The 12,077-nt window shown below is 59.7% G+C and carries 13 protein-coding genes and 1 tRNA gene; 5 read left to right on the forward strand and 9 right to left on the reverse strand.

All coding sequences use genetic code 11. From position 1 onward, the window contains the following. Positions 1-196 precede the first annotated feature (196 nt). Together BJ928_RS30030 and BJ928_RS30035 are read right to left on the reverse strand one after the other, a co-directional pair. A complete protein-coding gene (locus BJ928_RS30030; protein WP_047634752.1) occupies positions 197-1,042 on the reverse strand; it encodes a universal stress protein in 846 nt (281 codons plus the stop codon). A gap of 237 nt (positions 1,043-1,279) precedes the next feature. Further along, positions 1,280-2,035 carry a competence/damage-inducible protein A gene (locus BJ928_RS30035; protein WP_047634751.1) on the reverse strand — a complete coding sequence of 252 codons (756 nt, stop codon included), beginning with the start codon at positions 2,033-2,035 and terminating at the stop codon, positions 1,280-1,282. A gap of 242 nt (positions 2,036-2,277) precedes the next feature. Between BJ928_RS30035 and wrbA the strand changes: the two genes are divergently transcribed. Then, entirely contained in the window at positions 2,278-2,877 is a 600-nt protein-coding gene (gene wrbA / locus BJ928_RS30040) for an NAD(P)H:quinone oxidoreductase type IV (RefSeq protein WP_047634750.1), read from the forward strand. Positions 2,878-2,956: 79 nt separating this feature from the next. On the opposite strand, the gene BJ928_RS30045 is transcribed toward wrbA, so the two are convergent. Both BJ928_RS30045 and BJ928_RS30050 read right to left on the reverse strand, forming a co-directional pair. Further along, positions 2,957-3,042 (reverse strand) — tRNA-Leu (locus BJ928_RS30045). Between the two features lie 90 nt (positions 3,043-3,132). Then, positions 3,133-3,474 (reverse strand): hypothetical protein, encoded by a 342-nt coding sequence (locus BJ928_RS30050; RefSeq protein WP_047634749.1) that lies wholly within the window; start codon positions 3,472-3,474, stop codon positions 3,133-3,135. A gap of 354 nt (positions 3,475-3,828) precedes the next feature. On the opposite strand from BJ928_RS30050, the gene ilvA reads away from it, so the two are divergent. Both ilvA and BJ928_RS30060 read left to right on the forward strand, forming a co-directional pair. Then, entirely contained in the window at positions 3,829-5,079 is a 1,251-nt protein-coding gene (ilvA, locus tag BJ928_RS30055; RefSeq protein WP_047634748.1) for a threonine ammonia-lyase, read from the forward strand. 37 nt (positions 5,080-5,116) lie between these two features. After that, positions 5,117-5,455 (forward strand): HlyU family transcriptional regulator, encoded by a 339-nt coding sequence (locus BJ928_RS30060; RefSeq protein ID WP_047634746.1) that lies wholly within the window; start codon positions 5,117-5,119, stop codon positions 5,453-5,455. A 104-nt stretch (positions 5,456-5,559) separates the two neighbouring features. Here BJ928_RS30060 and BJ928_RS38630 read toward each other — a convergent pair whose 3' ends face one another. Both BJ928_RS38630 and BJ928_RS30070 read right to left on the reverse strand, forming a co-directional pair. Beyond that, on the reverse strand, positions 5,560-5,748 hold the full coding sequence (locus BJ928_RS38630) for a hypothetical protein (protein ID WP_147413957.1): 189 nt from the start codon (positions 5,746-5,748) through the stop codon (positions 5,560-5,562). Between the two features lie 494 nt (positions 5,749-6,242). Next, on the reverse strand, positions 6,243-7,019 hold the full coding sequence (locus BJ928_RS30070; RefSeq protein WP_047634743.1) for an SDR family oxidoreductase: 777 nt from the start codon (positions 7,017-7,019) through the stop codon (positions 6,243-6,245). A gap of 105 nt (positions 7,020-7,124) precedes the next feature. On the opposite strand from BJ928_RS30070, the gene BJ928_RS30075 reads away from it, so the two are divergent. After that, complete coding sequence (locus tag BJ928_RS30075; RefSeq protein ID WP_047634741.1) at positions 7,125-7,706, forward strand: TetR/AcrR family transcriptional regulator; 582 nt, start codon at positions 7,125-7,127, stop codon at positions 7,704-7,706. 54 nt (positions 7,707-7,760) lie between these two features. Here BJ928_RS30075 and BJ928_RS30080 read toward each other — a convergent pair whose 3' ends face one another. Beyond that, positions 7,761-8,375 (reverse strand): FMN-dependent NADH-azoreductase, encoded by a 615-nt coding sequence (locus BJ928_RS30080; RefSeq protein WP_047634740.1) that lies wholly within the window; start codon positions 8,373-8,375, stop codon positions 7,761-7,763. A 137-nt stretch (positions 8,376-8,512) separates the two neighbouring features. On the opposite strand from BJ928_RS30080, the gene BJ928_RS30085 reads away from it, so the two are divergent. After that, complete coding sequence (locus BJ928_RS30085; RefSeq protein WP_047634739.1) at positions 8,513-9,481, forward strand: LysR family transcriptional regulator; 969 nt, start codon at positions 8,513-8,515, stop codon at positions 9,479-9,481. Positions 9,482-9,526: 45 nt separating this feature from the next. Here BJ928_RS30085 and BJ928_RS30090 read toward each other — a convergent pair whose 3' ends face one another. Beyond that, positions 9,527-11,515, reverse strand: a complete 1,989-nt coding sequence (locus BJ928_RS30090) for a bifunctional 2',3'-cyclic-nucleotide 2'-phosphodiesterase/3'-nucleotidase (protein WP_047634737.1) — start codon at positions 11,513-11,515, stop codon at positions 9,527-9,529. 137 nt (positions 11,516-11,652) lie between these two features. Next, positions 11,653-12,030 (reverse strand): PilZ domain-containing protein, encoded by a 378-nt coding sequence (locus tag BJ928_RS30095; RefSeq protein ID WP_245432608.1) that lies wholly within the window; start codon positions 12,028-12,030, stop codon positions 11,653-11,655. Between the last annotated feature and the right edge of the window lie 47 nt (positions 12,031-12,077).

The raw sequence follows: 12,077 nt of genomic DNA on the forward strand, positions 1-12,077 counted from the left end.
TGAACAGGATCTCATCCGGGAAAAGCGACAGGCTTTTCGGGACCATGCTCCTTCGACCGCGCGAACGGTTCCCTGGCGGGAATTCTGTCATCGGTCGCTGCTTTCTGCTGGATTTGCCGACAAAAGGCAATAGCTGCAACGCGCGCAACCGATGCAGTTCTGCACCGGTTGCCGCAGGATTTAAGCTCTTGGCCGTCTAGCGGGCCAGCAACGTCATCGCGGTCATCGATTGCAGCAGGGTGCGCGTCGTGCCGCCGAAGATCATCTGCCAAAGCCAGGAATGCGTGTAGGCGCCCATCACAAGCAGGTCGATGCTATTGTCCGCCAGCCGGTTTTCGATGACCTGAGATGGTGTCGATTTACCGCTGCAGGCTGTCGTCTCGAACTTGGCTCGAACGCCGTGGCGCGTCAGCGCGGCGGCGATCTGGACGCCGGTTTCCTTGGATGGATGCGGGTCCTTCTCCGATGTGCTGACCGAAAGGATCTCGACCGAATCCGCGGCTTTCAGGAAGGGCAGGGCATCGAAGGTGGCGCGTGCCGCCTCCTTGGAGCCGTTCCAGGCGATAAGCACGCGGCGGACGGGCTTCGGTTCCTTGAGGATATAGGGGATCAGCAGGACCGGCCGGCCGCTGTCGAACAGGAAAGTTTCGACATCGACCTGCGTGTCGCCGTATTTCGACGGGTCCGGCTGCACGGCAACGAGAAGATCGGCGCTGCGGGCGCTCTCGACCAGGGGCTCGGTGCCGTAGCCGATCGTGCTGGCAAAGCTGTGCCATTCGTAATCGAGGCCGGCGGCTTCCATTTTCGAGCGGAACACCCGCTCGATGTCCACCGACTGATTGTGAGCGACATCCTGAAGGGCCTGAACCGCAACGGGGTCGGGAATTTCCATCGGCGCCACCAGCGGCACGGTCGAGACAAGCTCCGCATGAAGGCCGACGACATGGGCGCCATGCTCCTTTGCGAGCGCCGCTGCAAAGTCGGCGGCGACGCGGGTATTGTCGGGATTGTCGAGAACGGTCACTATCGTTTTGTAGGACATGAAGAGATCTCCCATGCGGAAGGGTTGGATCGGATCATGATATCAGCATTCCGCCACAAGATAATGCGCAGAATGGCCCTACGGTTCCGTGGAAAGTGCACGCCCTCGTTGAATATCAGGCGTCAGCCGAGTGATTTTCGTTGCAGCGCCGCGCGTCACATGTGACGCGCAAAGGTCGCTGTAACACTCTACATTCGCTACATAATTTTATCCTTAAATCGATCCCGATTTAAGGAATTATGCAGTAGCTTTCGACTGCCGGATGGTTTCGATCATCGCGCGCACTTCCGCTGCGACATTTTCAACCAGCTCGGCGGAGCGGCCTCGGACGACGATCTCGGTCGAGAAGAATTGGCCGACATAGCGCGGGTAGGAGCCGATGCTGGTGTCGGGATGTGCCTTCTGGATGAGGCCGAGGGGCGTGCCGATCTCGCCTTCGCCGTAAGGGCAGGAAATCGCGGTCGACAAGACGTGCGCGCCGGTCCTGAGCGTCGGGATGACATTGTCGAGCATCGCCTGGAAAACCTGCGGCACGCCGGCCATGACATAGACGTTGCCGATGTTGAAGCCGGGCGCGGTCGAGACGGGATTGGCGATATGCTTCGAGCCGACTGGCATGCGCGCCATGCGCTGGCGCGCCTCGGTGAACTCCATTTCGCGCCGGGCATACATTTCGCCCATGATCCGCATGGCCTCGGCATCGTGTTCGCAGGGCACGCCAAAGGCCTTCGCAATTGCGTCGGCGGTGATGTCGTCATGGGTCGGACCGATGCCGCCGGAGGTGAAGACATAATCATATTGGCCGCGCAATGCGTTGAGCGCCGATACGATTGCATCCTCGTCGTCGGCCACGATACGCACTTCCTTCAGGTCGATGCCAGCCAGCAGCAGTACATCGGCGAGATGGCCGATATTCTTGTCCTTCGTCCGGCCGGAGAGCAATTCGTCGCCGATGGCCAGCATGGCGGCTGTGACAATGGTTTCGTTCGACATGGAGACATCCAGGAAAATGCGCAGTCGGCGCGTTCGCAAAATACCCGAAATAGGTAGCGCTGTTTGCGGCGAATGCAAACGTTCGTTTGCGCATCGTCACAGGTCCTTACAAGATATTCCAAATGAAATTCCGTCTACGCAGGATGAACAGTGCGTTCTGGGCGCGGGGGCTGTGCCCATGTCGCATCGCTGATACAACATTCCTCGACATTCAACGCGTCCAACAAACGGGAGACGTTTTCATGGCTAAGGTTCTGGTTCTCTATTACTCCGCTTACGGTCACATCGAGAAGATGGCCTATGCCGTCGCAGAAGGCGCAAAGTCCGCCGGTGCCGATGTCATCGTCAAGCGCGTGCCCGAACTCGTTCCGGAAGAAGTTGCCAAAGCCTCCTATTTCAAGCTGGATCAGGAAGCCCCGATCGCGACGCCGGACGAACTGGCGGAATATGACGCCATCATCGTCGGTGCCGGCACCCGCTTCGGCACGGTTGCCTCGCAGATGCGCAATTTCTGGGATCAGACCGGCGGCCTCTGGTTCGGCGGCAAGCTCGTCGGCAAGGTCGGTTCGGTCTTCACCTCGTCCGCGACCCAGCACGGCGGCCAGGAATCCACCATCCTCGGCTTCATCCCGACCCTGCTGCACCACGGCATGGCCGTCGTTGGCCTTCCCTACGCCTTCCAGGGCCAGATGGGCACGGAAGAAGTCAAGGGCGGCTCGCCCTACGGCGCTTCGACGATCACTAACGGCGACGGCTCGCGCCAGCCTTCGGAAATCGAACTCGAAGCCGCAAAATACCAGGGCGCCCACGTCGCCAAGATCGCTGCCAAGCTCACGGCTTAATTCGGTCGCCGACTATTGTTGGAGAGGGGCGCGGCGAAGGCTGCGCCTTTTTCGTTCTTGTCTTGATCGAGCTTGATCTTGGTGCGGACGACGGGGGTCGAACCCGTACAACCAAAGGTCGAGGGATTTTAAGTCCCTTGCGTCTACCAGTTTCGCCACGTCCGCGTGCCTTTCCCCATCAAGCACTTGAGCGATTCAGTCAAGGAAATGTTTTGCCGGAAAGGGCCGACAGGTATCCGCCCGACTGCCCGTTGCTCAGCGGCCCTTCAGAGCGCTGACAAGCGCTGGCGTCACCTTCTTCTGCTGGAACAAGGCCTTGAAATCGGCATAGCTTATCCTTCCGGATGCCAGGCCAGTCGTCATCCGCTGGCAAAAGAGCCGCTTTGCTTCGCTTCTCTGGGATCTGACGTAGAAGGCGACTTCATCCAGCATTTCCGGCGACATGTGCTGCGACATGCACTTGTCGATGACCTGCGCTCGCGCAGAGGGACTTTCCTTCAAGATGGGAATGATCTTCTCGAAACCCTCTTCCTGGGAGCTGCAGGAAGCAAGCACGGCAAGACTGAAGGCAATGATGGCTGGACGCATAAGGCGCATGATGATTTTCCCCCTCGAATAAGACGGGATAAGCATCCTTCACGCGATTCTCAATCCTGGACGCAAGTATAAGTGAGTGTCCAGCGACAGGCGAAGCCCGCCGGAGCCGACGGATCGGATTTAGGGCGGGCCTCTAACCATCGTCATGATGGCTGAGTGCTATTGGAGGGAGGGGGCGCTTTGCTGTCAACTCGCAGATTTAGGGGACGGATTGCTGGATACAAAAATAGTCAGCTACATATGTGCCGCAGCGGAAATCTCGGCCTGAGAGGCCCGAAATGGCGATAAACAGGCTTTCTTTACTCATCTTTCCTGTGTCATAGCGGGGTCTGACTGAAGAAGGACGGACAAGCCGTGGACAAACAGACTGTTCTCGAAGCAACCGAGGCCATGCGTGGCCTTTTCTCTGCAACGCCGCTGCAGCTGAACGAGCATCTTTCCGCCCGCTACGGCGCCGAGATCTGGCTGAAGCGCGAGGATTTGACGCCGGTCCGTTCCTACAAGATCCGCGGCGCCTTCAATTTCTTCCGCAAGGTGATCGTCGAGGGCGGCACCGGAAAGACCTTCGTCTGCGCATCCGCCGGCAACCATGCCCAGGGCTTTGCCTTCGTCTGCCGGCATTTCGGCGTGCCTGGGGTGGTCTATATGCCAGTGACGACGCCGCAGCAGAAGATCGACAAGACCCGCATCTTCGGCGGCGAGTTCATCACCATCAAGCTCTTCGGCGATTTCTTCGATCAGTGCTATCAGGCTGCGCGCGAGCATGTCGAAAAGATCGATGGCGTCATGGTGCCGCCTTTTGATCACGCCGATATTATCGAGGGGCAGGCGACCGTCGCGGCCGAGATCGCCGAGCAACTGCCTGAGGGCGTTATCCCCGATCACGTCCTTCTTCCCGTCGGCGGTGGCGGTCTTGCCGCGGGGATCACCGGCTATTTCGCCGATAGGCTTCCTCGCGAAGCCTTTACCTTTGCCGAGCCGGCGGGAGCGCCGAGCCTGCGCCGCAGCATCGAGGCGGGGCAGGTGGTCACGCTCGCCAAGGTCGACAATTTCGTCGATGGCGCCGCCGTCGGTCGTATCGGCGAGCTGAACTTCGCCGCACTCAAGGGCTTTGCCGCCGATCAGGTCAAGCTCATCGAGGAAAACGCCATCTGCGTCACCATCACCGATATGCTGAATGTCGAAGGCGTGGTGCTGGAGCCGGCCGGCGCCTTGGCAATCACCGCGCTGGAAAAGCTCGATCGCGACAGTATCCGCGGCAAAACCATCGTCGCTGTCGTCTCCGGCGGCAATTTCGATTTCGAGCGCCTGCCCGACGTCAAGGAGCGCGCCATGCGCTATGCCGGGCTGAAGAAATACTTCATCCTGCGCTTGGCGCAGCGCCCCGGCGCGCTTCGCGATTTCCTCAACATGCTCGGGCCGGAAGACGATATCGCCCGCTTCGAATATCTAAAGAAGAGCGCCCGCAATTTCGGCTCCATCCTGATCGGCATCGAGACGAAGAATCCGGATAATTTCAAGCAGCTTATCGCCAATTTCGAAAGTTCCGGTATGGGCTATGAGGACATCACCGAAAACGAGATCCTGGCAAACCTGATCATTTGACTTTGCGACCTCGCAACCTTCATGCTAAAGGCGATCCATGGCTTCGTTCTTTTCAAATATCATCTCGATCTTCACCGGTGGCGCGTCGCAGGCGGGCAATGAAAAGTCTGGCGGTTCTACGGTCAGCGTCGAACCCCAGATGCATGCTGGCTGCACGATCCATGCCACGCCTCAGCGCGAAGGCAATCAGTTCCGCCTCATGGGCCGGATCGAGAAGGATGTGAACGGCGAGATCCTCGTGCGCAATTTCATCCGCGCCGATGTCTTCACCTCGTCGGACGATGCAGTGGAATCCACTTTCCGCAAGGGCCAGCAGATCATCGACCAGAACGGCGCCGGTCTCTTCGGCGACGGCGAAAAGGTTCGCCAGGTTTGATCGTTAGCGCCAGCCCGTTCGGGCTGGTGGCTTATCCCGGTTGAAATCGCGCTGCCTGTGGGGCACCATTTCAAAAATGGCGCTGACCCGCGAAGTCGATGGTGTCAGTAAAGACCATCCGGCAGCCAGCTTTCCAGATATTTCTGCATCGGCTTTCCCGACATGACTGTCGAAATCCAGGCGCGCCGCTCGAAGTCGATCGCCACAAGTTCGTATGCGCAGGCCATGAGATCACTCTTCGTCAGCGAGAATTGCGGCTTTCCTGAATAGCTCGACTGAGCCGCGTATTGCATGCAGACGCACTCGTTTGTGCACCATTGAGTCAACAAGGTTTTTACGCTGCTTCCGTGGTGGAGGATTGCGAAGCCGACAGAGTAATGCGGCGTCCCCTCCATGCGGGCAAGATTGGCTTCGACGAAGGCATGTGCTTGACTGATCAAGTCCGGCTGCAGAAGCTGATCCTGTTGCGGGGGACTTACGGAGATTCCGTAGGCCTTGATGCTCCAGCCGGATATGTGCCAGGTGCCCAAGCGCCCAAAATGTCGCGGCGTGTACAATGGAATTGGCATCTCTTTCTCTTTACCCCGGGGTCGTAGCTGCCCCGTTGGCTGGGATTGTTGCACGAAGAACGGCGCTAGCGACGAGACTTATCCGCTTCGAGGACTGAGCATTGCAAAAGCCGTGCGTTGCGGCAACGGGAATTGGCGCAACGGCCGCCCCACGCATCAGCATCAGGCGGCCTCAATTGAACCGTCAATATCGACGGTCATTCCGCGCTTGCCGGGGCTTAAGCTGTACGGAACATCTTGGCGCCGAACGGGGCATTGACGGCGCCGCCGTCGACGGTGATTTCGATGGCCGTCACGTTGGCGGAATCATCGGAGGCGAAATAGAGCGCTGCCTTGGCGATTTCGTCCGCCTCGCTCATGCGGCCAAGCGGGCTGAGGTTGCCGAAGCGCGCCCTAAGTCCTTCTCTGGCCTCGGGCGTGGCGGCGCGCGCATCCCAGATCGGCGTGCTGGTGGCGCCCGGCGTGACCTGATTGACGCGGATGCCGCGGGGCGCGAGCTCGGAGGCGAGATTGCGGGTCATGGCGCGAACGGCACCCTTGGTGCCGGCATAGGCCGAGGCGCCGGGAATGCCGAGGACGGCATGCACCGAGCCGTTCAGGATCACCGAGCTGCCGTCATTCAGATGTGGCAGGGCTGCGTGCACCGTGAAGAAGACGCCGGTGAAATTGATGCGCACGATGGTCTCGAACTGCTCGAGCGTGGTCTTGCCGAGCGGGGTATCGCCGGCAATTCCGGCATTGGCGAAGACGATATCGAATTTCCCGAGCTTTTCGGCGGCCTCGGCAAATGCCTTCTCCATCGCCGGGATATCAGTCGTGTCGGCTTGCAGCGCCAGCACACCATCGCCGAGCTCTTCGGCCGCCGCGGCCAGCGTTTTTGCGTTGCGGCCGGTGATGACGACTTTTGCACCCTCGGCGAGGAAGAGGCGGGCGGTGGCGAAGCCGATGCCGCTGTTGCCGCCGGTGATGAGGGCGACCTTGTTCTTGAGACGCATGTTCGTAGCTCCTGTTGGCTTTCATCACGATCTGGATTATGATCGTTATCCATAAGGATTATGGTCGTAATCTAATTTGTCAAGCCGGGCACGAAGGGATTTTCGATGGGCCGCTCGCAACTGGAAAAGCAGAAGACGCACGAACGCATCGTGACGCTCGCCGCCAAGCGTCTGCGCGAAGAGGGACTGGAGGGGATCGGCGTCGCCGATCTGATGAAGGAGGCGGGTCTGACTGTCGGCGGCTTCTACAAGCATTTCGGCTCGCGCGACGAGCTGGTGGCGGAAGCCGTGGAATCGGCGATCGGCTCGTCGCGACGGCAGCTGGAGGAGAAGGGGATTGCGCCTGAAAGCATCCCGCTGAGCGATTATGTCGATGGCTACCTCAGCGAACGTCACCGCGACCAATGCGGCGAGGGCTGCGCCTATGCCGCGCTGACGGCGGACATGGCGCGCAGCAGCGATGCGGTCCGAACCGTGGCGACCGAGGGCTTGCAACGGAATTTCGAGACCATGACGGCGCGTATGCCGGAGCCGGAGACCGCCGAAGCCAGGCGTAAGGCGATTATCGCCTCCTGCCTCATGACCGGCGCGCTCGGGCTTGCGCGCGTGGCCAATGACGAGGCGCTTTCCAACGAAATCCTGGAGACCGTCAAGGAGTTCGTGAAGACGCTGCCGCAGGCAAAATAGCGAAGCGGCCGGTTGGAGCCGGCCGCCTGTCATCATCGGAACAATGCTGTCAAATTAAGCAGCGAGAGCCAGCTCGGAGGCGCGGGCCTGGGCGGCTCCGATTGCCTTCTCGACTGCTTCCGGACCGAAGGCAATGCCTTCGACATAGACCGTCTCAACTTCCGTAATGCCGATGAAGGCGAGGACCGACTTCAGGTAGGGAACGGCGTGGTTCAGCGGAGCGGCCGGGCCTTCGGAGTAAACGCCGCCGGAGGCGAGCACGATGTAGGCCTTCTTGCCGGTTGCGAGACCCTTCGGGCCGGTTTCCGTGTAGGTGAAGGTGCGGCCGGCGCGAGCGATATTGTCGATCCAGGTCTTCAGCGACGAATAGATGTTGAAATTGATGAGGCCGGTGCCGATGACCACGGTGTCGGCTGCGAGCAGCTCGTCAACGAGCGCATCGGAAACCTTGACCAGTTCCTGCTGTTCCGGCGTGCGGGCATCGGCTGGCGTGCGGATGGCGGCCGTGAAGGGGCCGTCGATATGAGGCAGGTTGTCGGCAGCGAGGTCGCGCTTGACGAGCGTCTTGCCGGGGTTGGCGGCCTTGATCTTGTCGGCAAGCTCGGTGGCGATCTTGGTGGAGAGCGAATCCGGGCGCGGGCTGGAGGTCAGAAGCAGAATGGAGGACATATCCGTTTTCCTTTTCAATGAGTTGTGAAGATCGGCTGGGAGAGTCCGATCGCCTTCGGATCAATAGATAAGTCCTCAGTACTATCGAGAAAAACTGTGATAATATGGATTGGAATTATCGATAGAATGGATGGCCGATGCTCCCCAATCCCACCCTCGACCAATTGCAGGTCTTTTTGACCGTCGCCGAAGCAGGCAGCTTTTCGGCTGCTTCGCGCGCACTCAACCGTGCCCAGTCGGTCATCAGCTACACGATCGCCAATCTGGAGGCTCAGCTCGAAATGCCGCTGTTCGAGCGCTCGGGATCGCGCCAGCCGAAGCTGACGGATGCGGGCAGGGTGATGCTGGAAGATGCGCGCCGCATTCTTTCCGATCTCCAGGTAATGCGTGCCAGGGTGAAGGGGCTGAAGACCGGGCTCGAAGCGGAAGTGGCTGTCGCCATCAGCGTCATGGTGCCGATCCTTGCGACCGTCGATGTCCTGCGCGAGTTCCGTGACCGTTTCCCTTATGTCTCGCTGCGGCTCGATACCGGTGAACTCGGGACGATGATGGAGCTGGTTTCCAGCGGAAAATCGACGATCGGGATTGGCGGCTCCGTCGTGAAGCAGGATGATGCCCTGGTCATCGAGCGCATCGGCCATTCCTTCATGATGCCCGTTGCCGCGCCAAACCATCCGCTCGCTCAGATGGGACGGCCGTTGACGCTCGCCGATGTCCGCGAGGAGGTCCAGCTTGTCGTTACCGACGCCTCAAGCCTGACGAGTGGCAGGGATTTCAACGTCCTGTCCTACAAGGTCTGGCACGTCAGCGATATCGCCACCAAGCATCAGCTTATCCGCGGCGGTCTCGGCTGGGGCGGCCTGCCTGCCGCGTTCATCATGGAAGATCTGCAGAAGGAGCGGCTGGTGCCTTTGGCGCTTGATGCCTATGACCAGAGCGAATATCCGCTCTATGCCGTCCGCAAGGTCGACAACCCGCCTGGTCCTGCCGCCACCTGGATGATCGAAGCTTTCCGCTCACGTCTGTCGCGATGCCCGAATCAAGAGGACTTCAGGGCGGCAGTCGAAATGTTCCATCCCGACGACGAGCGTCTGGCCGCTGAGTAAGGAAGTCCTCTCCCCGAAACGGAGAGAGGACGATAACGATCGCAATTACAGGACGAGGCGGTAATTGCGGAAGCCGTCGGTGCCTTCGCCGGCGTCTTCGATCTTCACGCTCTTGACCTGATCAAGGAAATCCTTGGCCTTTGGAGAGCTTTGGAAGACGACGGTCGTGCCCGGCAGCGGCTTGAAGGTCCAGTTGCCGTCGGCGGTCGGGTTGATCGTGCCCTGATCGTGAACGTAGCGCACGATGACGTCGCGGTTGGTATCGGGCGCCTGGTAAATGACCTTGTCGGCGCCGATTTCCGGGAAGTTGCCGCCGCCGCCGGCGCGGTAGTTATTGGTAACAACAACGAACTTCTGCGCGGGGTCGATCGGCTTGCCGTTGAACTGCAGGTTCTGGATGCGGTTCGAATCGGCATTCGCGACCTTGCCGTCATCGCCGAAGCGGCGCGGCTGAGAGACGTCGATTTGGTACGTCACGCCGTCGATGACGTCGAAGTTGTAGGACGGGAAGCTGTTATTGATGATATCGGCATCCTTGGCGCCGGGCTTGACCTGGTTGAACATCGCAGCCGACATTTCCAGCCAGTTCTTGACCTGCGCGCCGTTGATGACGACGGCCTGCACTGTGTTCGGGTAGAGATAGAGGTCGGCGACGTTCTTGATGGCGATATTGCCGGCCGGAACGTCCGTATAATAGTCCGCGCCGTTGCGGCCGCCGCACTTGAACGGGGCAGCAGCCGAAAGGATCGGCAGATCCTTGTACTGCGTCTCCTTCAGCATTTCCTTGATGTACCAGAGCTGCGCCTGGCTGACGATCTGCACTGATGGATCGTCGGCGACCAGCGCGAAGTAGGAGTAGAGCGGTGCCGAGGTCTTGCCGACGGGCGTGCGGACGTAAGCCAGCGTCGCCTCATGCTCGGTCTTCGCGGCTTCGACGACTTCCTTCTTGTCGGCGACATCGGCGACGACCTTCTTCTTGTCGTCGCGATGGTAAATCGGCCGCGCTTCGGAGGTGAAGTCGACGATCTTCCAGCTCTTGCCGTCCTTTTCGAGCAAGAGGTCGATGAGGCCGAGATGCGAGCCCCAGAAGCCGGCCATGACGGCGGGCTTGCCGTGCAGCGTGCCCTTGACCGGATCGGCATCCTTGATGCCGTCCCAGGTCTTCGGGCCGGGGAAGACGAGGTGCTGGTGGCCGGTGAACACGGCATCGATGCCATCGACCGCGGCGACATAGAGCGAGGCATTTTCCATCTTGTCGCTCGGACCGCTGCCGTCGATGCCGGAATGCGAGAGAGCAATGATGATATCGGCGCCTTCGGCCTTCATGACCGGCACCCAGGCCTTGGCGGCTTCGACGATATCGCGTGTCTGCGCCTTGCCTTCGAGATTCTTGATGTCCCAGAGCATGATCTGCGGCGGCACGAAGCCGATGAAGCCGATCTTGATCGGGCTTTCATTGCCGGCACCATCCTTGATCTTCTTTTCCTGGATCAGGTACGGCTTGAAGAACAAGTCGTCCTTCGTCGGATCGGAAGCAAGCTGGCCCTTGGTCAGGTTGGCGCAGACGAACGGGAAGTTCGCGCCGGCTAGCACCTTGAACATGAAGTCGAGGCCGTAGTTGAATTCGTGGTTACCAAGCGTTCCCACGGAGTAACCGAGCGTGTTCATCGCCTTGATGACCGGGTGGACGTCGCCGTCCTTCATACCGTGTTGATAGGCCATGTAGTCGCCCATCGGGTTGCCCTGCAGCACGTCGCCATTGTCGATCAGGAGCGAGTTGGTGGCTTCGGCGCGGATATTGTCGATGATCGTCGCGGTGCGCGTCAGGCCCATCGTGTCGTTCGGCTTGTCGGCATAGTAGTCATACGGAAAGACGTTGACGTGGATGTCGGTCGTTTCCATGAGGCGCAGATGCGCCTGGTTGCCGGCTGCACGCGCGGCGAAAGGATGCAGCACGATCAGCGCCGCCGTGGCGCTGAGACCTTGCAGCAGGGAACGGCGCGACATGCTGGGCAAATCCAGGATGGAAGACATGAAACACTCCTTCAGCGATAAACCTATGGTCCGTCGATCATCTCTCGGGTGAGGGAGACTAGGACGATTTGCGAAGGTGTGCACGAGTTATGTGACAAGCTTATTGTGGATCATTACCGTCAGGCGTCGGCATGGGATCAGCGTTTCAAAACCGGCTTTATGTCCTTGTGGAAAAAGCGGAAATAGGACGCCACCTTCGCGGACGCGTTGGACGAGCGATCGAACTCGATGCCGATGCGGCCGTTATGGGCCCAGCGGACGAAACCATCAAGCAGGCCGATATCGTCGCACTCGACGCGAACCTTGCTGCCGGCGGCGGCATAGAGCGGGGCCTGCAGGTCGAGAGCAATGCCGCTGGTGGAAATATTGACGACACGACCGGCGACCAGTTTGGTGAAGTACCGAACCTGACCCGTCAGTCGGGCATAATGGCGCGGGGAACCTCGTGTCTTGATTTTGAGATTGCCCTGGACGAGAGATTTCGAAGAGAACTGCATGATGTTACCCCAGCCCATACATCTTTTCCTCTTTCGGGATAGCATGTGTGCATTGAGAGATGCTT

Origin of the sequence: Rhizobium sp. WW_1 (genome assembly GCF_003610155.1) — a bacterium.
Taxonomy (GTDB): Bacteria; Pseudomonadota; Alphaproteobacteria; order Rhizobiales; family Rhizobiaceae; genus Rhizobium; species Rhizobium tropici_A.